Raw genomic sequence first — 20,794 nt, 5'->3', positions numbered from 1 at the left:
AGGTCGGCGTGCTCTGCCTGGCCCCCCGGGAGGGCCTCGGCGTCCAGAACGCCGAACTGCGCGAGAAGCACCTGCCCGCCATCAACCGCTTCCGCGAACACCCGCACGGATAGCCCCTCCCACGGAGGACGAGCGGCCCCGGCACGCGGCCCGGTAACGGGCGGCGGTGCGCCACACCTCCAGCAGCACCCCCTGGGCCACCTCCTCGGACTGCGCCGGGTCCCGCAGCACCCGGCGCACCGAAACCTCTACCGACCCGCTCGCCTGCGGGCTCCGGAGGACAGCTGCGATCCCGGTGCCGGTGTTCCGGTCACCGGAACACCGGCACCACCTGGTCGGTGGCGGTGCGGGCGGCGTGCGGGCACGGGGTTGTCGCGCAGGCGCGGGTTCTGGGTGAACAGGGCGATCGAGACGATCACGGGCGGGGCCTCGCAGGTGGTGCGGTCGGGGTGTTCGGGTACCGGCGCGGTGGCAGGGGGATGAAGCCGCTGGTTCGGGCGGCGTAATCGGCCCAGCCTGGCCGTTGCGCGCCGAGCCGGCGTTCGAGCATCGGCTTGCCGCTGCCGAAGGCGAGCAGGTAGGTCATCAGCAGCGGGCTGAGGACGAAGGCCCAGCCGACGGGGGCGTCGGCGGCGAGCAGGAACAGGCCCCACCAGACGCAGGCGTCGCCGAAATAGTTGGGGTGGCGGGTGTAGCGCCACAGGCCGCGATCCATGATCCGGCCCCGGTTGGAGGTGTCGGCCCTGAAGCGGGCGAGCTGCCAGTCGCCAACCGATTCGAAGAACAGTCCTACCGTCCACAGCGCGGTGCCCGCCCAGGCGAGCGCACCGGGCGGGAACGGCACGTACTGGGCGGCCTGGACGGGCAGGGAGACGAACCAGACGAGGGCGGCCTGGAGAAGGTAGACCATTCTCAGGGCGTACCGGGTGCGGGCGGGGCCTTCGGGGGAGCGGGAGAGCATCCGGGCGTAGCGGGGGTCTTCGGGCGCACCGCGGGAGCGCCACCAGATGTGCCCGGACAGGCGAAGGCCCCAGACGGTGACGAGGACGGTGGCCAGCAGCCGGCGCCCGGAGTCGCCGTGGCCGTCGGACATGATGTAGCCGCTCAGTGCCACGGCGGTGAACGCGAGTCCCCAGGCGATGTCGACGCCGCGGTGGCGTCCGGCGAGCACTCCCGCCGCGAACGCGGCGAGAAGGACGGCGAGGGAGACCGCGGCAGTGACGGCGAGGTTGAGGGCGAAGGCCGTGGCGTTCACGGCAGGTCCTCGTACCAGTCGGCCGGCCGAACGGTGGACGACTGACCGCCGGGACGGCGGGCGAGGATCTGGTCCACGCCCATCCGCCCCTCGGCGAACGCCAACGAGCTGCCGGCCGTGTAGAGCTCCCACAGCCGTACGGTGGGACGCCCGACCAGGCGGAGGAACTCGGCCCGGCGGTCGCGCAGGGTGTCGTGCCAGGCGTCGATGGTGCGGGCGTAGTGCTCGCGCATCGCTTCCACGTGCACGACTTCCAGGCCGGCGTCCTCGATGAGGCCGGTGGTCTGCCCGACAGGGCGCATGTGCATGTCGGGGGCGATGTAGGTCTCGATGAACGCCCCGCCGCCCGGTGCGGTGGAGCCGCGTGACATCTGCTGGACGAGCAGGCGCCCACCCGGGCGCAGGAGGGCGTGCAGCCGGTCGGCGAAGGCCGGGTACTGGTCCTTGCCGACGTGCTCGCCCATCTCGACGCAGCTGATCGCGTCGTAGGCGGCGGGCTCGATGTCCCGGTAGTCGCGCAGCTGGACGTCGACCAGGTCCGCCACCCCGGCCCGGGCGATGCTGTCGCTCGCCCAGCGGTGCTGGCGTTCGGAGAGGGTGACGGCGGTGACGCGGGCCCCGAATCGACGAGCGGCGTGCCGTGCGAGCGCGCCCCAGCCGCAGCCGACGTCGAGGAGGCGGGACCCGGGTTCGAGGGCGAGCTTGCGGCAGATGAGGTCGAACTTGGCGTCCTGGGCGGACTGGAGATCCTGCTGGTCGCGGGTGTAGTAAGCACACGAGTAGGCCATGGCCGGGCCCAGGAGGAGAGCGTAGAAGTCGTTGGACAGGTCGTAGTGGTGGCTGATCACGGCGCGGTCGCGGTCGCGGCTGTGCAGCGCTCCGCCGACCACCGCGCGTCCGGCCGGTCGGGCCGGCGGCACGCCGAGTGCGCCGAGCCGGGCCGCCGTGGCCAGCAGGGCGGGCCAGGCCCTCGGCGCGGGTACGACGGGGCGCCGCCCAGCCATGGCCCTGCGGACCTGCGTCAGCCCGGACTTGAGGTCGCCCTCGACGTCGAGTTCACCGAACGCGTAGGCCTCGGCCAGACCGAGCTCACCGGGCTGCCACAGCAGCCGGCGCACCGCCCTGGGATGGCGCAGCACTACGACGGGGGCGTCCTCGGGGCCGGTGGCGGAGCCGTCCCAGGCTTTGAGACGGAACGGCAGGGGGCCGGGCAGCAGCTTGCCGAGGGCCGTGTCGATCAGGGCCGCCGCTTTCATGGCGTCACCTCGTCGCGGGTGAGAAGGATCTGGTGGACGTCGAGGTAGCCGGTGCGGAATCCGGCCTCGGAGTAGGCGAGGTACAGCTCCCACATGCGCTGGAAGACGTCGTCGAAGCCGAGGGAGGCGATCTGCGGAGAACGTTCGGTGAAGCGTTCGCGCCACAGGCGCAGGGTCTCGGCGTAGTGCGGCCCGAAGGCGTCGGCGCGAATGAGCCGCAGGCGGGTGTGGCGTGCGGCAGTCTCCTCCATGGCCCGCACGGAGGGGATGAGGCCGCCGGGGAAGATGTACTTGAGGATCCAGGTGTAGGTGCGACTGCTGGCGATCATCCGATCGTGCGGCATGGTGATCGCCTGGAGGGCGGCGCGTCCGCCGGGCGCCAGGACCCGGTCGAGCGTGCGGAAGTAGTCGGGCCAGAAGGGCCGTCCGACGGCTTCGATCATCTCGACGCTGACCACGGCGTCGTACAGGCCTTCGGCGGCGCGGTAGTCGCAGAGCCGGACCTCGGCCCGGTCCGAATGCCCGGCGTCGGCGATGCGGCGCCGGGCGAGGACGAGCTGCTCCTCGGAGAGGGTGAGGCTGACGACGTGGGCGCCGCGTGCGGCGGCTCGCAGGGCGAGTTCGCCCCAGCCGGTGCCGATCTCCAGGAGGCGCGTGCCGGGGCCGACGGCGGCCAGGTCGAGCAGCCGGTCGATCTTGCGGTGCTGGGCGGCGGGCAGACCGTCCCAGGTCGCGAGCGGCGCCCGGCCGGGGCCGGTCGGGAAGAGCGCCGAGGAGTAGGTCATCGTCGGGTCGAGGAAGAGCGCGAACAGGTCGTTCGACAGGTCGTAGTGCCGGTGGATGTTGCGCCTCGCGTTGGCCGCGGTGGACAGTTCCTCGTCGGGCGGCCGCTGGACGTAGAGGCGGCGAAGCCACTGGGCGCCGGTCGGTACGAGGGTCTCGGGGGCGGTCGCGAGCTCGGTGAGCAGCGCGACGAGGTCGGGGCTGTTCCAGTCACCGGCCTGGTAGGCCTCGCCGAATCCGATCAGGCCGCTCTCGCCGACCCGGTGGAAGAAGGCCTGCGGGCGGTGCAGGCGAAGCACCGGCGCCCCGGACGGCGCGGGCAGCAGATCGCGGCCGCCGGGAAGTTCGACGCGCAGGCCGCGACGCGAGGCGACCCTGCGCAACAGGCGTTCGGCGACGGCCGCGCGCAGCGGTACGCCCGGTACCCGGGCGACGTCCGGCCAGCGGGCCGGGTCGACGACGGGTGTCGGCGTCGCTGCCGGGGGAACCGTGGTCGTCATGGGGCGGGCACCTCTTCGGTAGGAGCGGGCTTGTCGGCGGCTCGGGACGGGCTGTGGACCGGGCGGGGGTGGACGGGCAGTCCGCTGAACCACAGGCGGATGCCCTGGTAGCGGATGTGCAGGCTGACGGCCCAGGTGGCGAAAGGGTGCCGGAGCGCCGCCCGCAGCAGGACGGCGGGCCCGGCCTGCCGGGCGGTGCCGTGGACGGTGGCCGTGAAGGCGCGACCGCCCTTGCGGTGCAAGTGGACGGTTAGTCGCAGCCGCTTCCCAGGCTCGGGCAGCACCATCGTGTAGCGGCCGTCGACGGGGAAGAACGGCGAGACGTAGAACTCCTTGGCGCTCTCGGCGCGGCCTTCGGGATCGGGCGGCAGCAGGTAGCGGTGCCGGCCGCCGTAGGTGTTGTGGACCTCGGCGACCGTGCACAGCGGACGGCCCGCCTCGTCGCGGCACCAGTAGACGGTCAGTGGGTTGAACACGTGCCCGAGCGAGCGGGCCTGGGTCAGCATCAGGACCCGGCCGTCTCCGAGACGCACTCCGTGGCCGGTGAGATAGCGTTCCAGGTCCTGGCGCAGTGTCAGCGGATCGCCGCCCGTGTCCAGGGAGTGGTCGCGGGGCAGGAACCGGGCCAGCAGCCGAAGAATCCGTGGTACCGCGGGGAGGTGGTCCAGGTCCACCAGCCACAGGTACCCGCGGTGGCGGAACGACCGAAGCCTGGGTGTCGTGCGCACGTGCGTGGTGACGGTGTCGTAGAGGAGCGCGCCCCACGGTCCGGGCAGTGCGGTCACGGCGCGCTCACCCCCAGCAGGGCGCGGGCCGCCTCGACGCCGGAGCGGCAGCCGTCCTCGTGGAAGCCCCAGCCGTGGTACGCGCCGGCGAACACGGTCCGGGTGGTGGTGAGTTCGGGCAGCCGACGCTGGGCAGCGACCGAACGCGCGGTGTACACGGGGTGGTCGTACACGGTGCGGGAGACCACCAGGTGGTCGGGGACCGGCTGCTGCCGGTCCTCGTTGAGGGTGACCACGTAGTCCTCGGCGGTGTCCAGGCGCAGCAGCCGGTTGAGGTGGTAGTTGACCCGCACCCGGTCGGAGGGGGCGGTGCAGTGCGGCATCCGGTAGTTCCACGACCCGCGCGCTCCCCGGGCGGAGGGCAGGACCGTCGGGTCACGGTGCAGCACAGTGGGGTTGCGCGAGTAGGTGAAGGCGCCGAGGACCTCGCGCTCGGCGTCGGTCGGGTCGGTGAGCAGGCGCAGAGCCTGGTCGGCGTGAGTGGCGATCACGACGGCGTCGGCCTCGGTGCGGCGTCCGTCCTCGGAGACCACGGTGACGCCGGCAGGGTGCCGGTCGACCGCGCGGACCGGAGTGGACCGGTGGACGGCGGTGAGCCGCTCGGCGATCTTGTCGACGTAGGTACGAGAGCCGCCGACGACGGTCCGCCAGGTCGGCGATCCGGTCACCGAGAGCATGCCGTGGTTGTCGAGGAACGCGAACAGGTAGCGGGCCGGGTAGTCACCCGCCAGGTCGGGGGCGCAGGACCACACGGCGGAGACCACCGGGGTCATGAAGTGGTTCACGAAGTACGGCGAGAAGCCCTCTGCGGCGAGGAAGTCGCGCAGGCTCGGGTCACCCGCCCCCGGGTCGGCGAGCAGACGGCGCGCGAGCCGGTGGAAGCGCGGGACCTCGGCGAGCATGCGTAGGTACCGTCCGCGGACAAGGACGTCGGGCGCGGCGAGCAGGCCGACCGGTCCTCTTGCGCCCGCGTACTCCAGGCCGCAGCCGTCGCAACGCACGGACATGCTCATCTCGCTGTCCCGGGTTCGGACGCCGAGCTCCGAGAAGAGCCGTACCAGGTGCGGGTAGGTCCGCTCGTTGTGAACCAGGAACCCCGTGTCCAGCGCCAGTGCCTGCCCGTCCCCGGCAGTGGTGTCCTGGGTGTGGGCGTGGCCGCCGAGCCGCCCGTCGGCTTCGAACAAGTCGACCTCGACCCCGGCGCGGGAGAGCTCGTAGGCCGCCGTGAGCCCGGCAACGCCTGCTCCCACCACCGCGACCGTGCGCGGACGCGGCGCGCCGCCCGCATCGGCTGTGGCCCGTACTGTGGAAATGCTGTCGAACGTGGTCACGAGAGCCCCTCCCGACAGGACCCGAAGCGGCCCGCACTGTTGTTGCACCAGGTATTCGGAACCGAGTCCTGCTCGGATTGGCCCGGATTCGCTTCCTGGGAGAAGCGGAGGATCAGCAGACGGCGTACGCCGGGAGCCGTTGCAGTGTCTGCGGTCCGCGACGTCGCTGTGCCCCGAGCCGTACGGCAAACCCGGGCGGCGCACCAGCGTCCATGAAGGCGTTCCCGTAGCGGTCATGGGGCGGACAGCAGCCATCGCGGCCAACGACGCGCCGGTCCGGGCCGCGATGGCGGGTGTCAGGCCATGACGGCCCGTTCGAGGAGGTCGACGGCGCCGGCAAGAGTGGCAGGATGGGCGGCGCCCGCCGGAAGCTGGTGCCGGGCCCACCCGGGACCGGCAGCCACCACCACGGCCCTGCTCCGGGAGCCGCGCGGACCCCACGTGCTGTCGCCGATCCGGCGCACCAGCTCGCGGTCCGCGGTGTGCTGGTCCTGGGACCAGATCATCACAGCCCCCGGGCCGATCCGGTCGACGGCGTCCATGAGGGCCCTGGCCGGGACGGCCGCCCCCAGCATCCGGAAAGGCACCGAGCGCTCCGCCAGCGCCGCAGCCGTGGCCTCCAGCGGAAGGGTGTGCAGATCCAAGGGCGTGGCGGTCAGGAGGACCGGGCTCACCTGACGAGCGGTGAACGCACCGACAGCCACGCCCCTCAGAGCGCTGGAGACGTGCCAGGACAGCAGATGCTCGACCTCGACGTACTGCTCGCCGTCCGCTGCCCACTTGCGGCCGGCAGCACGCAGCGCAGGCATCATCACCTCGGTCCACGCGTCGATCACTCCGAGCGAGTCGACCGCTTCCCGCAGAATCCTGGTGACCTCCGCCGCGTCCAGCCGTACCGCAGCCCGCGCCAGACCCCGGCATTCCGGGCGCACCGTTCCGACCTGCAGGGCCCGGCCACCGCCTGGGCCGTAGCCGGAGCGTGCGTTCCCCCTGGAGCTCGTCTGCGGCCCGGGTCGGGCAGCCTGCGGGCGGTCCCGGGTGACGTCCCGCCCGGCCAGGGCGGCGTGCGCGGCCTCCCCCGGAGGTACTCCGCGTGCCGTCAGGCGGCACATCGCCTCCAGGACGGCGATGTCCTCAGGACTCCAGCGGCGATGGTGTCCGGCTTCCCGGCTGGCGGGGCCGATGCCGTACCGGCGCTCCCAGGATCGGATCGTGGTGGGGGACACGCCCAGTCGTCGGGCCACACTGCCGGTCGAAAGCCCCACGTTCTCCATCGGGTCGCGTTCCGAGGCCCGCTCACCAGGTCGTGCCCCGCCAAGCGATCCGGTCCCGGGGCGGGTCGATGGGCTCACCGTCCTGCGATCCTTCCCACCGCGGACCCCACGCAGCACACCACCGTGGCGGCGATCACCAGCGAGGGGGCCCAGCCTGGCCATACCGTGTGCAGCTCGACCGGACGGCCGCGGGCGGACCGGACCGCCGGAGGTCCCGGGTAGTCCCACACCGACTCCACCGCGGGACCTGTCGCCGTCATCGCTTCACCCGCGCCACGCTGCCGTACGCGGGCCAGCGGCCAGGAGGAACGTCCCTCGGCTGACCACGGTCACCGTCAGGGTCGAAGGCGGCCCTCAGCCGGGTGAGGCCGTCGCGGATCCGCGTCTTGACGGTACCCAACGGCACTCCGATCCGCTGCGCGATCTCCCGGTGCGAGTACCCGCCGTAGTAGGACAGGACCACCGCCTCGCGTTGCACCGAACTGAGCTCCGCCAGAACAGACCTGACGCGCAGCCGGCCCAGCGAGCGAACAGCCTCCTCCTCCGGCGAATCCCGCCACACGGGCTCCCTGGCCACGACAGCCTGTTCACGCAGGGTGGCGGCCCTGATGGAGCGCACACGGTCCACCGCACGATGGTGGGCGATCGTCAGCACCCACGTCGTCACCGAACCCCGCTCAGGCCGGTACGCCGCCGCCGTGCGCCAGACCTCCAACAGGACCTCCTGAGTGACCTCCTCGGCATGAGCCGGACTGCCCAGAATCCGAAGGGCTACCCCGTAAACAGGTGCGGCGACCATGCGGTACAGCGCTTCGAACGCACGCTCGTCACCGCGCGCCGAAAGCTCAAGAAGACGACGCGGCTCCGTAGCCAGGGGCCCTTGCCGGCCGCTGCACAGCACATCGGGGCGAGTTTGCATGGGCGGTTTCACACGGCCAGAGTCCGGCGATTGTGCGTGCTCGGCCAAGTTGAACCGTTTGTGCAGCGTTTTGTGAACCTGAGACCAAAATCGCTGCGGCAACGCTGCGACTCTTCCCGTCGGCTGCTCCGGCCGATTCTGCAGACGAGGCCGCGCGGTGCGTGGCCCTCCGGATCGTCGAGCGATGGAGCGGACCATGAAACTGCACGACGAACTGCCGGTCGACCACCGGCTTTCGCAGGTCTACCGTGTCGGGGCCGGACTCTGCGGCGCGGCCCTGGCCGTGTTCGGCTTCCTCGGATTCGCGGACGGCCTGCCCTTCTTCAGTACCTCGGGGGAGAAGATCGCCGGCCTGTCCAGCAACGGCCTGCTCAGCCTCGTGTCGGTGGTCACGGCCGTCGTCCTGGTCGGCGGAGCGGTGATCGGCGGAAACGCCGCTTCCACGATCAACATCACCGTGGGCACGCTGTTCGTCCTCAGCGGTTTCGTGAACCTGGCGGTGCTGGACTCGTCGGCCAACATCCTGGCCTTCCGGATCCAGAACGTGCTGTTCAGCTTCGTGACGGGACTGGTGATCGCCACCTTCGGCATGTACGGGCGGGTGAGCGGAAAGCTGCCGCTCGACAACCCCTACTGGCGCCACCGGCACCCCCGGTCGACCACTGGCAACGGCCCTGAACGGGTTTCCGGCGAGGTGGCGCGACCCGGCCTCCCCGGGCGTCCGGTGTGAGCGGCCCGCGCCCGGTGGCGCGAGTACGTCTGGCAGCTGTACTGGCACCTCGGCGAGGAGTACCGCGACGCCAACCGTCTCGGCCACCACGAACCGCTGCCCGCCTGGTTCCGCGACCTGGACGCCGACGCCGTCACCGCCCGCTGCCCGGCCCGCGTCCTCGCGGAGGTCCGCGACCACGGCTGGGTGCACCACATCCCCCGGCTGATGGTGCTCGGCAACTGGGCCCTCCAGCACGGCTGGGACCCGCGCGAACTCACCGACTGGTTCCACCGCTGCTTCGTGGACGGCTACGACTGGGTGATGACCGCCAACGTCGTCGGCATGTCCCAGTTCGCCGACGGCGGCCGCGCCCATCCCGGGCCCCGACCCGCGCCGGGGCCCCGAGCGCCCGTCCGGCTGGACCGCCGGGACGGTGCCACGGCGCCGCGGTCGCCCGGGTCAGGCGGGGCGCAGGAAGACCTCGTCGGTGTAGCACCAGGCCCAGTCCTCGCCGGGTTCGAGGGACCGGGCGATGTGGTGCCCGGCGGTGGTGCGGGCGTGGTGGTGGGCGTGCTGCCCGGGCGAGCTGTCGCAGCAGCCGACGTGCCCGCAGCTCAGACAAGCCCGCAGGTGCACCCAGGCCCGGCCGGTCCGCAGGCACTCCTCGCAGCCCGCGCCCGGGTCGGCGGGAGCCTCCCGGAGGTCGTCCAGATGGCCGCAGGTCCGCTGAACGACCAGGCCCGGATCGACCGCGACCCGCCAGGCCCGCTGTCCGTTCACGCCGACCGGGTTTCCGGCCCGGCCAGATCGGCCAGCACCTCCCGGGCCGCCCGGGCGCCCGAGGCGAGCGCCCCCTGAACCGAGCCGGTGGCCCGGTGGTCCCCGCACACGTAGCGCCCCGGCGCGAACCGGGTGCTGCGGCTGAGCAGGAGCGGCGCCGGACCGGCCGGCAGCGCCTCGGCGATCCGGTACTCCGCCAGCTGCTCCCAGGCGGAGGTGTCCGCCCCGTACAGTGCTCCGGCCCGGACCCGGGCCGCCCGCTCGTCCGCGTCCGTTCCCAGGACCGAGGTCGACACCAGTGCCCGCCCGTCCGGTGAACAGCCGGGGACGACCTCCGACAGCACCACCGTGTTCAGCACCTGCCGGCCCCCGTCCACGACGAGGGTCGGCTCGCGTAGGGGGCTGGTCGGCGCCGTGTGGTAGAAGGTCGTGACCCCTCGGGCCGTCGGTACCCGCAGGCCCGGCAGCAGCCGGGCGGCCTGCGCCATCCCGGTCGCCACCACGACCGCACGGGCCCGCAGCGCCGCACCGTCCGCGAGCACCACGCGCTGCGCCGTCACCCGTTCCACCGGGGCGTTGCGGACCAGCCGGTCCTGCGGCAGCCGGGCCGCCAACTGGCGCGGCACCGCCCCGATGCCGTCCCGGGGCAGGCACAGGCTGCCGCGCAGCATGCTGCGCCACACCAGGTGGAACAGCCGGCTGGAGGTCTCCAGCTCCTCCTCGAGGAACACCCCGGCCAGGAACGGGCCGAGCACCTCGTGGACGGCGTTCGGCGACACCCCGGCCCGGCGCAGCGCGCCGGCGGTGTCGGTCTCCGGCAGGCGCTTGAGCACGGCGGCGGGCAGCACCGCGTCAGCGGCGCCCAGCAGTCCCAGCGCGGCCAGGTCGCGCAGTGGCAGCAGCCTGCCGGGCAGCAGGTCGCCGGCCTGGCCCGGGCGCCTGGTCGGATCGACCACCCGGCGCAAGCCCCGCGTGCCGGCCAGCAGGAATCCGGGGGTGAACGGGCGTAGCCCCAGCGCTCCGAAGTCCAGACGTCGCCTGACCTGCGGGTAGGCGGTGTTGAACACCTGGAAGCCGCGGTCGAGCCGGAAGCCCTGGACCACGTCGGTGCGCATCCGTCCGCCCACCTTCTCGGCGGCCTCCAGGACCAGGACGTCGCGTCCGGCCGCGGTCAGGTCCAGCGCGCAGGCCAGTCCGGCCAGGCCCGCGCCGACCACCACGATCTCCGCTGCTTCGTTCTTCGGCATCTCAGCTGCCGCCTTCCCGGCCTCCGCCGGTCCGCGCCCGGCGCGGGGGACCCGTGCGGCACGAGGCGAGGTAGGCGTCCGCCAGGGATGCGGCCATGGCGGCGATGCCGAACCGCCCGCGCACCGTCGCCGATCCGGCTGCCGCCATCGCGGCGAGCTCGGGTGCAGGAGTGCTGACGAGCGAGCGCAGGCCCTCGGCGAGCGCCTCCACGGATTCGGTGGCCAGGAGGCGTCCGTTGACGCCGTCGCGCAGGTAGTGGGAGGCGCCGCCGCGCCGGGGGGCGGCGACCGGAAGGCCGGCCTCCATGGCCTCGAGCACGGCGAGCCCGAACTCCTCCTTGGCACTGGGGCACACGTAGAGCGCGCCTCCCGGTCCTGTCCGTGCCAACGCATTTTCCAGGAGGCGGACATGCCGGTTGGGCAGAGCGGGCCACAGGGCCGCCCGCCGCATCGCGACCGGGTCCGACCGCAGCAGCTCGGTGACCCGTCCTCGCACCGTCGATTCGACGGCGGTCGGCTCCCTGAGCGACCCGCCGACGAGCAGCAGGGTCGAGCGGTGATGAAGGCGGGCGTGCATCCAGGCCCGCACGAACCCCTCCTGCTGTTTGACCGGGTGGAGCCGTCCCACGCACAGGAGCAGCGGCAGTTCACGGTCCGAGGTGTCCAGTCCGTCGGTGGTCGCACCGCCGGCGTACAGCCGGGAGAGCATCGCGCGCGCGGTCGCGCCATCGTGGGGGGCCGGGCGGAAGGGGGAGATGCCTTCGGGCTGGATGTGGATCGCGCGGCCCCGCAACTGCGGGAAGTGCGCGTGGAGTTCCTCGAGCCCCGGTCGGCCGGGCATGGCCACGAGCAGGTCGGCGCGGGCCACGAGCAGGTCGGCGACAAAGACCCGGTGCAGGTCCGCACGCAGCGCGCGGCCCGCGTCGCCGTTGTGGACCGGCTCGGTGCCAGCATGCCGTTCGTCCATGGTGCGGTGAGGGTCGGGGGTGACGGTGAACGCGAGCTTGGCGCCGTGGCGCAGCGTGGCCTGGGCGACGGCGAGGGACGCGTCGTCGGCGAACCTGACGTGGGCGAGGTCGGGTCGGGCTCCCGGGAGCTCGAAGACGCGGGAGGTCCACCAGGCCAGTGCGCTCCGATGGGCGGCGGCGGTCTCCGGCTCAAGCGTTCCCGGCGTGTCCACAGGGATCCGCACGAGCCAGTGCGCCGGACTCAACTCGCTCACCAGGGTTCGGTGTTGTGATTCGGTCGGATGGGTGGCGGTGAGGGTCAGGACTCGCGCGACGCGTGCGTCGGCTGTGAGGGCCTCGCCGAGTCCGGCCAGCAGCACGCTCATGCCGCCGCTGAGTCCGGCGCCCGGCTCGTCGAGGCGGCCCAGCAGCATCGACTGCGCGACCACCAGGGATCCCCGGAAGCGCTGAGCCAGGGCCTCGAACGCCGTCCTGAACCGTTGCCCGGCCGCGGATCCCGGGCGTGCCCGCTCGCAACAGGCCGCGAGCAGGAGCCGCTCGTAGGGGTCCTTCGCCGTTTCCGGACCCGGCAGCACCAGGTGACCGCCCGGTACTCCCGACAGGTAGCGCCACCGTGCGTGCAGGTGCGCCCGCGTGGCGGGTGTCAGCTTGACCACCTCTCGGGCCGAGAGCGGCCGCAGAACGTTCGCGTCGGCGATGTCCAGCAGGAACGCCGTCTCCGTCGGGCCGGGGGCGGCCAGCAGGCGCCGACGGATCTCCGCGGTCGCCGTCAGCCCCTCATCCAGGCCGGCACTGCGCTCCCACGCCTCGGCGAGTGCCGTCCGTTCCCACGCCGCCTGGTCCGGTGCAGCCCCGGCGGCCGCCAACAACCGTGTCGGGACGGCCCGTTCGCGCCGCGCCAACCGGCGAAGCCGTGCCGCTCGCCGATCGGAGCCCGACAGGACCGCATCAGGGTGGACGCACCGATCCCCGTACTCGGCCCGCGCGAGCCGACCGAGCAGGTTGCCGCCGGTCACGGCCCTGATGTCCTGGGTCCAGTAGTACCTGCGCCACGCCGCGAGACCCGTGGCGGCGCCCGCATCGGCGCCCGCCGGTTGCGGGGTTGTGGTCGGTGTGCTGCGCTGTGTCATCGGCCGTCCTCCCAAGCCGTCGGGTGGTCTCGACCTCCTGTTCGGAGACCGATGGCCGAGCGGATTGGATCCAGGACCCTCCCACCACACATGCCCGTACGCGCGCGGCAGGGACGCGATCGCGCGGCCGGCCGGATCCGCGGCTGTCTCGTGATCCCTGGCATCATCGAAGCCGCACGCGAACCCACGGCCCCCGACGGAGGACACCATGGCCCGCGTCGTCGTGATCAGCCCGCCCTTCCACTCCCACGCCCGCCCGCTCGCCGCCCTCGGCGCCGCGCTGGCCCGGCACGGCACCCGCGTCGACTTCGCTTGCACCGGCGCGTTCGCCGAACTCGCCGCCCGCAGTGGCCTCGGCTTCGCCGAACTCGCCGTCACCCGCAACGCCAACCACGGCATCGCCGAAACGACCCGCCAGGGCCGGGCCGAGGCGAGCCGCCTGCGCGAGTTCCTCGCCGCCACCCACCACGGACCGACCGAGACCCTCCTCACCCAGGCCCGCCACCGCGGCGACGACATGCTCCCCGACCCTGAGCGCGTCCTGAACGAGCTCGGCGCCCTCGACACCGCGGTGCGCCCCGACTGGTACCTCGTCGACCAGCTCGCCTACAGCGCCACCCTCGCCCTGCACTGCCTCGGCCTGCCCTACGCCACGTTCTGCCCCGGCCACCCCAGCTATCTGCCCGCCACTCCCGACGCCCACTTCGGCCTGCCGTACGCCTGGCCCGACACCCTGCGCCCGGACACCGCCGACCTCGGCCGGCTGCGCGCCGCGGTAGCGGCCAACGACGTGGCCTTCACCGCGACCTTCAAGGCGATCGCCCGCCGCCACGCCCCCGACCGCCCGGAACCCGGCCGTGCCTTCGCGCTCTGCTCACCGCACGCCGTCGTCTTCAACTACCCGCTTCTGCCCTGGCTGCCGCCCGCTCCGCCCGGGCCCAAGGCGATCTACGCGGGCCACCTGCTGCCGCACACCGGCACCGCCCCGCTGGACGGGCACTGGCGCAACGCGGTCACACGCCTGACGGCAGCGGGTCGCCCACTGACGCTCGTCGCCCTGGGCACGTTCCTGTCCGCCCGCCACGACGTCCTGGCCACCGCGACCGCCGGGATCCTCCGGCACACACCGGCCTCGGTGATCGTGGCCGCCGGCGACCACCTCGCCGAGCTCACGGCCCACCCGCTGCTGCGGGAGGCGCCGGCCGAGCGGCTGGAGGTCGCACCCGCCATCCCGCAGCAGGAACTGCTCCCGTACGCCGCCGCCATGGTCCACCACGGCGGCAACAACTCCTTCACGGAGTGCCTGCACGCCGGCGTGCCCGCTCTGGTACTGCCCTTCTCCAGCGACCAGTTCGCCATCGCGCACGACGCCGAACGCGCCGCCCTCGGCCGCTGCCTCGACCCCAACACGCTCACACCGGAATCCGCCGGCACCGCCGTCGCGGACCTGCTCGACGGACAGGCCCGCGGCACCGCAGAGCTCAGCGCCCGTGTGCGCCCGCGGGGCCCCGACCGGGTGGCGTCCTCCCTGCTGCGGTACATGCCCTCCCGCTTCTGAACACCGCGCCCCTACTGAACTCAGGAGGCCTGTCGAATCGCCGAGCCACTGAGGCTCCGACCCGGGTACGGACGACTTCCGTGCACGGTGCACACAAGTCCCCAGGGGCCGCTTCCGTCCGGCGGGCCGATGCACCAACGCTGCGACTGACGCCATCCGGACGCAACTCCCAGGCTGGACGAACAGGATCCTCTCAGCACAGACGCTTGGAGCAGTCATGAACATCGTCCGTCGGCTCCACGAAGCCGGAATCACCAGCGAACACGCCTACGCGGCGGCCTTCGGGTCTGTCGGCCTGTCCCTGATCAGCTGGCTCGCGTCCATGCAGGCCGAACAGGCCGGCGTAGAACGGGCGGACCGGTGGGGCATCTTCGTCGGCGAATGGGCACCCACCTTCTTCGGTCTCGGCCTCGCTCTCGCCGGGTACGAGAAGGACACCGCGGCTTCTGCCCCGGGCGCACGCGGCGGCTGGCTCGACCACCCGAGCGAGAACACAGGGTGACCCGACCTTGCAGGAAGCCGGCCCCGCAGCTGGGTCTGCGGGGCCGGTAGCACTGCACATCTGCTGCGCCCGGAGCGTCCAGTTGTCAGCGTGGCCCGCGAGGCCGCAGGGCTCGCGACAGCCGGACGCCGCTGTGCGCCCTGATGACCCGGGCGACTGCTGTCGTCCTCGCGGGTCGTCGACGATGCTGGGGACGGCGACGGTGACGATCGCGGAGTCCACGATGATCAGCGACACGCCGAGGCTGATCGCGACCAGGCCCCACCAGCGGCGACGGCTGGGGGACGGAGCGGTGCCCGCCGGGTTGTCGGGGGCCTTGCCGGTGGGGTCGTGAACACCTCCTCCGGTCGCGGCGGTGCTGGGGGCAGCGGGAGCGTCGGCCGGTTCCCCGGGGCGCGCCGGTCGGCGCGCCCCGGGCGGGGTCACGTGGAGTCGTGCCGGCCCCTCGGTCCGGAGGTTTCGGGGCGGCCGGGCCACCAGAAGTGGCGGCCGGTCAGCAGGACGAGCGCGGGAACGAGGACGGTGCGCACCAGGAGGGTGTCGAGGAGGACGCCGATGCCGACGATGACGCCGATCTGGGTGAGGGTGATCAGGGGCAGGACGCCCAGGACGGCGAACACGGCGGCGAGCAGGACGCCGGCGCTGGTGATGACTCCGCCGGTGGAGGCGAGGGCTCGCAGGACGGCGCGTCGGGTGTCGTGGCCGGCCACCGTGTCCTCGCGGGTGCGGGCGATGAGGAAGATGTTGTAGTCGACGCCGAGGGCGACCAGGAACAGGAAGGACAGCAGGGGGACGTTGGTGTCCAGGGCCGGGAAGTCGTAGACGGTGCGGAAGATCGTCCAGCTCGCGCCGAGGGCGGCGAAGTAGGAGGCGATCACGGTGGCGACCAGCAGCAGCGGGGCGACCAGCGCGCGGAGCAGGGCGATGAGCACGATCAGGACGATCGTGAGGACGAGGGGGACGACGAGGCGGGTGTCGTGGGTGTCGGCCCGGGCGGTGTCGTAGGCCTCGGCGGTGGTGCCGCCGACGAGGGCGTTGGAGCCGGGCACCCCGGCGACGCGTTCGCGGAGCAGGTCGATCGTGCGGTCGGAGGCGGCGGTGCCGGGGGCGGCGTCGAGGACGACGTCGGCGCGGCCCCACCCGTCGGTGTGCGCTCCCGGGGTGACGGAGGAGACGCCGGGGACCTGGCGGGCTGCTTCGACGACCTGGTCGCGGGTGGCGTTGCTGGAGAGGAGGGCCAGGGGGTCGACGGCGCCGGCGGGCTGGACGGCGGCGAGGGTGCGCTGTCCGAGGACGGATTCGGGGGTCTTGCGGAAGGAGTCGGCCTGGGCGAGACCGGTGGTGACGCCCAGCGCGCCGGACGCGAGGAGGAGCAGGACGCCGGCCCCCGCGAGGGCAATCCGGGCGGGGCGCTTGGCGACCGCTCGGCCGATGCGGGACCACAGGCCTCGGCGGTCGGCGGTGACGGGCTCGCCGACCTTGGGCACGAGCGGCCAGAACAGCCACCGGCCGGGTAGGACGAGGGCGGCGGGCAGGACGACCAGGCCGAACAGCATCGCGGTGAGGATGCCGACGGCGCCGGCGAAGCCGAGCCCGCGGTTGCCGGTGAGTTCGGCGGCGAGGAGGGTCAGCAGGCTCAGGACGACGGTGGTCCCGCTGGCCAGGACGGCCGGGGCCGTGCCGCGCCAGGCGCGGGCCATGGCGGTGAACCGGTCCTCGGTGAGGTGGAGTTCGTCGCGGTAGCGGGAGACGAGCAGCAGGGCGTAGTCGGTACCGGCGCCGAAGACCAGGACGGACAGGATTCCGGCGGCGGACGCGTCGACCTGGACTCCGGCGTGCGGGGCGAGGGCGCCGACGAGGATTGCGGCCGTGCGGTCCCCGGCGCCGACGACCAGCAGCGGGAGGAGCCACAGGACGGGGCTGCGGTAGGTGATCAGCAGGAGTACGGCGACCACCGAGGCGGTGGCGATCAGCAGGTTGGTGTCCGCGCCGGCGAAGACCTTGCCGATGTCGGCCCGGAAAGCGGGCCCTCCGGTGACCTCGGCGTGCAGGGGCGTCGGCAGGTCCTGTCCGGCGACGCCGCGGATCCGGTCGACGGCGGCGGTGTTCTGCTTGTCGTCGGCGCCGGTGGGCAGGAGCACGGCGACGGTGGCGGCCCTGTCGTCGACGAGTTGGGGCGTAGCGGCGGCCGGTGCGAGGCCCAGGGCACCGAGTGGCGTTGCGCGTTGGGCGATCGCGGAGCGCTGGGCGGCCGTGAGGGGGGTGCCGTCGGTGTTGCTGTAGACCACGATCGCCGGGGCGGCGGCGCCGGACGGAAAGCTCTTGAGGATCTCGGCGACCTGGGCGGACTGGGACGAGGCGGGCAAGCCGGTCCCGGTCGCCTTCGTGGTGGTGGCGTCACGGGGCCCCAGCGCGAACGCTGCTGCGAGCCCGATCACGGTCAGGAGCAGGACGGCCCAGGCGGTGGCCCGCGGTCTCCGGAGGGAGCCGTCGGTGGAGGACCCGTGGTCGGAGGACGGCGGTCCGGCGTGACGGGTTGGGGAAGGGGACACGGAAACGCACCCTCGAAGTCGTTAAGTTACTTAGCGATATCCACCGTGGCAGACTTCTCCTCATGGCGCAACACCAGTCATTCGGAGCCGGGCCGGATTCGGATTCCGGTCAGCTCGAAGCCGTCCGCCCGCACGGGGCACCGGTCGGTGACGACCTGTCCCGGGCCCTGCGCGACGTGCTCACGCTGACCCAGCTCGCTCGCGCGGTCCTGGCCGAGCGCCTCGGGATGCCGCTCACCAACGTCGAGGCCGTCGAGCACGTGATCATGGCCCAGGGTTCGGGCGAGCCGATCGGCCCGGTCGAGCTATCGCGGCGCCTCGGTGTCACCAGCGCCGCCGGCACCCAGTCCGTCAACCGACTCGTCTCCGAGGGCCACATGACCCGCGGCCCCCACCCGAGCGACGGCCGCCGCCAGGTCCTGGACGTCACCGACAGCGGTCTCACCCACGTGATGGGCGAACTCGCCCCACTGCTGGAACTGCTGCACGAGGCGTCCCGCGGCCTGGACGAGAGCGAACGTGCGGCGGCGAAGCGCTACCTGGAGAAGGTCTCCGAGGCCTACCACGCCTACCTGGCGCAGGCCGCCGAATAGCGGCGCGGAACGCCGCCCGCGCCGGAGCGTTGCCGAGGCCGACCCCCGCGCCCGCGGGCAGAGCCGGCTCCGCCCGTGGCTCGCTGATGGCCCGTCACCGGCCATCGATCAACTCGAGGGTCCTGTGGTCAGCGGCCGTGGCATCACTTGGTACCACGGAATCCGTCGTCTCCCCTCCTTCGCCAACTCATCCCCGGTCGTGCTTGTTCCGGCTCGCCGGGACCCGAACCTCTCTGGTCGGCGACGCCGCCCTCCACTTCGCTCTCGGCCGGGCGGCCAGTGCACACGGCGGTCAGACGGCCGCGCTGGTCCTGACTGCGATCACGCTCTGGCGGTTCAAGCCGGAGGACGGCGGAGACGAAGCCCTGCAGAACGACGAGGAACTGCACCCTCGTCGGCCATCGGTGTTGCTGGGGTCAGTACCGCGCGCCCCATTCCTTGTCGGTGGAGACGATCTCGCGGCCGAGTGGCATGAGGGAGATCGGGATCATCTTGAGGTTGGCCCAGCCGAAGGGGATCCCGATGATCGACAGGAACAGCGGAATGCTGGTGACCAGGTGCGCGATGGCCAGCCACCACCCGGCGAAGACGAACCAGATCACGTTGCCGACGCAGGATGCGGCGCCGGCGTCCGGCCGCTCGACGGTGGTCCGCCCGAACGGCCACAGTATGAAGCCGGCGATCCGGAACGATGCAATTCCAAACGGGATCGCGTTCGGACGCTCAGAACGGGGCACTTTCGCCGCTCCGCTTCCGCCTGACTCTGACGCGGGCCTGACCAGCGCAAACACTGATGGCCGACGAGGACCTTCGCCCTCGTCGGCCATCAGTGTTGCTGGGGGTTTCAGTACCGCGCGCCCCATTCCCTGTCGGTGGAGACGATCTCGCGGCCCAGAGGCATCAGCGAGATCGGGATCATCTTGAGGTTGGCCCAGCCGAAGGGGATCCCGATGATCGACAGGAACAGCGGGATGCTGGTGACCAGGTGCGCGATCGCCAGCCACCACCCGGCGAACACGAACCAGATCACGTTGCCGACGCAGGACGCGGCCCCGGCGTCCGGCCGCTCGACGGTCGTCCGCCCGAACGGCCACAGTATGAAGCCGGCGATCCGGAACGAGGCAATGCCAAATGGGATGGTAATCACGAGCAGGCAGCAGATAATTCCGGCGAGCACGTAGGCAAGAGCCATCCAAATGCCGCAGAAAACCAACCAGATGACATTGAGGATGAACTTTACTGCACTCATGCTTGGTACCTTCTCACGGCTGATGGCGTTGCACTACGAACGTGCGATGCCCGCCGGTGAGCGTGTCTACGCCCTTAGGGGTTGCACCTCAGGGACCGGTCCGGGTCGCCGCCTCGGGTAGGTATCTGTTCGGCCTCGGCGCCCGCCGAGGATCGCCAGGTGTGCGGCGGCCGACTTCGAAAGACTGTCGAGTACGGCCTTCCCCTTTGTGGCAGTGCCGAGCGAGGGGGTGCCGATGATGCCGTTCGTCGTGTAGCCGGTCATGCCCGGGGTGAGCAGGTGGGGCCGGTTCCCGATCCGTCCGCCGATATCCGGACGCGTGGACAGGACCTGTTGCGCTTCATCAGGTGTGCCTCATGCCGGGGCGATGTCGCCGGATCGTGGACGGGCGGTATCCTCCCGACTCAAGTGCCCTTCGATGATCCACGACTGCCGGCTGGGGCGAGGAGTCGCCGGCTTCGCCGGGCACGAAGCACCCGGAGCGAAGGGGCCCCACACATGTCAGCCGGCACATGGTCGCAGTTCTTGGTCCACTCCGAGCGGTTCACCGCGCTCTACACCGAGTTGCCGGCTTTGGAGCGCCTGGTTCTCAGGTCGGTGCACCTCAGCCCGTACGGCCCCGCCGTGACGTTGCGGGTCGAGCTCCCTCGCTTTCCGGACCTCGCGCCGCCGGACTGGACCGAAGCGGGTTGTGACCGGTTCGAGGCCCAGATCGAGTTCCACGCGGTGGGTGAGGACCTTCGGATGCGGGGTGTGCCCGACAGCACCGTGGTCGACATCGAGTTCGGTCCCCGCCTCCAGACCCCGGAGCGCAGGACCAGGATCGCGGTGAGCGGCCCGGAGTTCTCGCTGGGCTTCACCGCGCACTCTCTGAAGGTGGGCCGCCTCAACGCCTATCGCTCCGGCGACGCGGATCCTTACACGGCTCGGCGGCGGTTCGAGAGTGCCCTCGACCGGCGCCTGCACCAGGGGCTGCTGCCTCCCACGACTGCGAAGGTGTTCTATGAGCGAGCGTGACTGGTCTGCCGAGGTGGCAAACCCCGAGACGATCCGCGAAGTCCTCGGCGCGCCTCCACCACCCCTGGTGGACTACCACCTGGACTCCGTCCTCATCGACGAGCGCGAAGCGTCGGTCACCTTGAGGTTCTCGGCCTTCGGCATCCCGGTCGGTGCCGCCGACCTGTGGCAGGCTCGCGGCCACAACGCGGTCGAGTTCGTCCTGGCCTGCGTCGGTGTGAAGAACTTCGAGGTGGACACCTGGTCCGGCCGGCCCACGACTGTCGCCAGCCTCAGCGGGGGAACCGTTGTGCTCGCCGGCCAGGACAAGCGCGTGTCCTTCGAGGCCGACGAGATCCGCGCTCAGTCCCCCGTCGGACGCCTGCGGAGTCAAGCGCAGTGAC

At 72.2% G+C, this 20,794-nt stretch carries 19 protein-coding genes and 1 pseudogene; 7 read left to right on the top strand and 13 right to left on the bottom strand.

Annotated features, from left to right (window positions below; translation table 11 throughout):
- Positions 1-415 precede the first annotated feature (415 nt).
- From ACFWIS_RS34010 to ACFWIS_RS33980, 7 genes are all read right to left on the bottom strand, one after another.
- The gene (locus ACFWIS_RS34010; protein WP_380461157.1) at positions 416-1,255 is read right to left on the bottom strand and encodes a DUF1295 domain-containing protein; all 840 of its coding nucleotides are present in this window, start codon (positions 1,253-1,255) and stop codon (positions 416-418) included.
- Entirely contained in the window at positions 1,252-2,511 is a 1,260-nt protein-coding gene (locus ACFWIS_RS34005; RefSeq protein WP_380461156.1) for a class I SAM-dependent methyltransferase, read from the bottom strand. Before ACFWIS_RS34005 ends, ACFWIS_RS34010 begins: the two co-directional genes overlap by 4 nt.
- The gene (locus ACFWIS_RS34000) at positions 2,508-3,794 is read right to left on the bottom strand and encodes a class I SAM-dependent methyltransferase (RefSeq protein ID WP_380461155.1); all 1,287 of its coding nucleotides are present in this window, start codon (positions 3,792-3,794) and stop codon (positions 2,508-2,510) included. The genes ACFWIS_RS34005 and ACFWIS_RS34000 overlap by 4 nt, the downstream gene beginning before the upstream one ends.
- Complete coding sequence (locus ACFWIS_RS33995; RefSeq protein WP_380461159.1) at positions 3,791-4,570, bottom strand: DUF1365 domain-containing protein; 780 nt, start codon at positions 4,568-4,570, stop codon at positions 3,791-3,793. Before ACFWIS_RS33995 ends, ACFWIS_RS34000 begins: the two co-directional genes overlap by 4 nt.
- Positions 4,571-4,575: 5 nt before the next feature.
- Positions 4,576-5,832: an NAD(P)/FAD-dependent oxidoreductase gene (locus tag ACFWIS_RS33990; RefSeq protein WP_380461158.1), complete on the bottom strand. Its 1,257-nt coding sequence runs from the start codon at positions 5,830-5,832 to the stop codon at positions 4,576-4,578.
- Positions 5,833-6,206: 374 nt separating this feature from the next.
- Positions 6,207-7,184 carry a MerR family transcriptional regulator gene (locus ACFWIS_RS33985; RefSeq protein ID WP_380461154.1) on the bottom strand — a complete coding sequence of 326 codons (978 nt, stop codon included), beginning with the start codon at positions 7,182-7,184 and terminating at the stop codon, positions 6,207-6,209.
- 256 nt (positions 7,185-7,440) lie between these two features.
- Positions 7,441-8,103, bottom strand: a complete 663-nt coding sequence (locus ACFWIS_RS33980; protein WP_380461153.1) for a sigma-70 family RNA polymerase sigma factor — start codon at positions 8,101-8,103, stop codon at positions 7,441-7,443.
- Between the two features lie 196 nt (positions 8,104-8,299).
- On the opposite strand from ACFWIS_RS33980, the gene ACFWIS_RS33975 reads away from it, so the two are divergent.
- Both ACFWIS_RS33975 and ACFWIS_RS33970 read left to right on the top strand, forming a co-directional pair.
- Positions 8,300-8,833 carry a DUF4383 domain-containing protein gene (locus tag ACFWIS_RS33975; RefSeq protein ID WP_380461152.1) on the top strand — a complete coding sequence of 178 codons (534 nt, stop codon included), beginning with the start codon at positions 8,300-8,302 and terminating at the stop codon, positions 8,831-8,833.
- A gap of 9 nt (positions 8,834-8,842) precedes the next feature.
- A pseudogene (locus ACFWIS_RS33970) lies at positions 8,843-9,214 on the top strand (cryptochrome/photolyase family protein); the annotation flags it as partial.
- 60 nt (positions 9,215-9,274) lie between these two features.
- Here ACFWIS_RS33970 and ACFWIS_RS33965 read toward each other — a convergent pair.
- Genes ACFWIS_RS33965 through ACFWIS_RS33955 form a run of 3 tightly spaced genes read right to left on the bottom strand, consistent with a single transcriptional unit; the run spans position 9,275 to position 13,150 of the window.
- Positions 9,275-9,595, bottom strand: a complete 321-nt coding sequence (locus ACFWIS_RS33965) for a UBP-type zinc finger domain-containing protein (RefSeq protein ID WP_380461151.1) — start codon at positions 9,593-9,595, stop codon at positions 9,275-9,277.
- Positions 9,592-10,842 (bottom strand): NAD(P)/FAD-dependent oxidoreductase, encoded by a 1,251-nt coding sequence (locus tag ACFWIS_RS33960; RefSeq protein WP_380461150.1) that lies wholly within the window; start codon positions 10,840-10,842, stop codon positions 9,592-9,594. The genes ACFWIS_RS33965 and ACFWIS_RS33960 overlap by 4 nt, the downstream gene beginning before the upstream one ends.
- Before the next feature lies 1 nt (position 10,843).
- Positions 10,844-13,150, bottom strand: coding sequence for a glycosyltransferase (locus ACFWIS_RS33955; RefSeq protein ID WP_380524183.1), 2,307 nt, complete (start codon positions 13,148-13,150; stop codon positions 10,844-10,846).
- On the opposite strand from ACFWIS_RS33955, the gene ACFWIS_RS33950 reads away from it, so the two are divergent.
- Both ACFWIS_RS33950 and ACFWIS_RS33945 read left to right on the top strand, forming a co-directional pair.
- Entirely contained in the window at positions 13,149-14,498 is a 1,350-nt protein-coding gene (locus ACFWIS_RS33950) for a nucleotide disphospho-sugar-binding domain-containing protein (protein ID WP_380461148.1), read from the top strand. The genes ACFWIS_RS33955 and ACFWIS_RS33950 overlap by 2 nt on opposite strands.
- A gap of 217 nt (positions 14,499-14,715) precedes the next feature.
- A complete protein-coding gene (locus tag ACFWIS_RS33945; protein WP_380461147.1) occupies positions 14,716-15,000 on the top strand; it encodes a hypothetical protein in 285 nt (94 codons plus the stop codon).
- Between the two features lie 422 nt (positions 15,001-15,422).
- On the opposite strand, the gene ACFWIS_RS33940 is transcribed toward ACFWIS_RS33945, so the two are convergent.
- Positions 15,423-17,552, bottom strand: a complete 2,130-nt coding sequence (locus tag ACFWIS_RS33940; protein WP_380461146.1) for an MMPL family transporter — start codon at positions 17,550-17,552, stop codon at positions 15,423-15,425.
- 62 nt (positions 17,553-17,614) lie between these two features.
- Here ACFWIS_RS33940 and ACFWIS_RS33935 point away from each other — a divergent pair, with 62 nt between their 5' ends.
- A complete protein-coding gene (locus ACFWIS_RS33935; RefSeq protein WP_380461145.1) occupies positions 17,615-18,145 on the top strand; it encodes a MarR family winged helix-turn-helix transcriptional regulator in 531 nt (176 codons plus the stop codon).
- Positions 18,146-18,561: 416 nt separating this feature from the next.
- Here the strand turns inward: ACFWIS_RS33935 and ACFWIS_RS33930 are convergent, their stop codons facing one another.
- Together ACFWIS_RS33930 and ACFWIS_RS33925 are read right to left on the bottom strand one after the other, a co-directional pair.
- On the bottom strand, positions 18,562-18,882 hold the full coding sequence (locus tag ACFWIS_RS33930) for a YccF domain-containing protein (protein ID WP_380461144.1): 321 nt from the start codon (positions 18,880-18,882) through the stop codon (positions 18,562-18,564).
- Between the two features lie 107 nt (positions 18,883-18,989).
- On the bottom strand, positions 18,990-19,394 hold the full coding sequence (locus ACFWIS_RS33925; protein WP_380461143.1) for a YccF domain-containing protein: 405 nt from the start codon (positions 19,392-19,394) through the stop codon (positions 18,990-18,992).
- Between the two features lie 498 nt (positions 19,395-19,892).
- Here ACFWIS_RS33925 and ACFWIS_RS33920 point away from each other — a divergent pair, with 498 nt between their 5' ends.
- Together ACFWIS_RS33920 and ACFWIS_RS33915 are read left to right on the top strand one after the other, a co-directional pair.
- Entirely contained in the window at positions 19,893-20,411 is a 519-nt protein-coding gene (locus ACFWIS_RS33920) for an Imm50 family immunity protein (RefSeq protein ID WP_380461142.1), read from the top strand.
- Positions 20,398-20,793, top strand: coding sequence for an Imm50 family immunity protein (locus ACFWIS_RS33915; RefSeq protein WP_380461140.1), 396 nt, complete (start codon positions 20,398-20,400; stop codon positions 20,791-20,793). The genes ACFWIS_RS33920 and ACFWIS_RS33915 overlap by 14 nt, the downstream gene beginning before the upstream one ends.
- Position 20,794: the final 1 nt, after the last annotated feature.

The organism is Kitasatospora sp. NPDC127060, from assembly GCF_042724935.1.
Lineage (GTDB): Bacteria > Actinomycetota > Actinomycetes > Streptomycetales > Streptomycetaceae > Kitasatospora.
The sequence above is the reverse complement of the archived record's forward strand: the minus strand, read 5'-3'. Positions and strand labels throughout refer to the sequence as shown.

What these genes read in the sequence shown, in the direction of transcription:
- ACFWIS_RS33985 (WP_380461154.1), bottom strand. Translation starts at nt 7,184, where the DNA reads ATGGAGAACGTGGGGCTTTCGACCGGCAGTGTGGCCCGACGACTGGGC.
- ACFWIS_RS33975 (WP_380461152.1), top strand. Translation starts at nt 8,300, where the DNA reads ATGAAACTGCACGACGAACTGCCGGTCGACCACCGGCTTTCGCAGGTC.
- ACFWIS_RS34005 (WP_380461156.1), bottom strand. Translation starts at nt 2,511, where the DNA reads ATGAAAGCGGCGGCCCTGATCGACACGGCCCTCGGCAAGCTGCTGCCC.
- ACFWIS_RS33950 (WP_380461148.1), top strand. Translation starts at nt 13,149, where the DNA reads ATGGCCCGCGTCGTCGTGATCAGCCCGCCCTTCCACTCCCACGCCCGC.
- ACFWIS_RS34000 (WP_380461155.1), bottom strand. Translation starts at nt 3,794, where the DNA reads ATGACGACCACGGTTCCCCCGGCAGCGACGCCGACACCCGTCGTCGAC.
- ACFWIS_RS33935 (WP_380461145.1), top strand. Translation starts at nt 17,615, where the DNA reads ATGGCGCAACACCAGTCATTCGGAGCCGGGCCGGATTCGGATTCCGGT.
- ACFWIS_RS33915 (WP_380461140.1), top strand. Translation starts at nt 20,398, where the DNA reads ATGAGCGAGCGTGACTGGTCTGCCGAGGTGGCAAACCCCGAGACGATC.
- ACFWIS_RS33955 (WP_380524183.1), bottom strand. Translation starts at nt 13,150, where the DNA reads ATGGTGTCCTCCGTCGGGGGCCGTGGGTTCGCGTGCGGCTTCGATGAT.
- ACFWIS_RS33920 (WP_380461142.1), top strand. Translation starts at nt 19,893, where the DNA reads ATGTCAGCCGGCACATGGTCGCAGTTCTTGGTCCACTCCGAGCGGTTC.
- ACFWIS_RS33980 (WP_380461153.1), bottom strand. Translation starts at nt 8,103, where the DNA reads ATGCAAACTCGCCCCGATGTGCTGTGCAGCGGCCGGCAAGGGCCCCTG.
- ACFWIS_RS33960 (WP_380461150.1), bottom strand. Translation starts at nt 10,842, where the DNA reads ATGCCGAAGAACGAAGCAGCGGAGATCGTGGTGGTCGGCGCGGGCCTG.
- ACFWIS_RS33945 (WP_380461147.1), top strand. Translation starts at nt 14,716, where the DNA reads ATGAACATCGTCCGTCGGCTCCACGAAGCCGGAATCACCAGCGAACAC.
- ACFWIS_RS33925 (WP_380461143.1), bottom strand. Translation starts at nt 19,394, where the DNA reads ATGAGTGCAGTAAAGTTCATCCTCAATGTCATCTGGTTGGTTTTCTGC.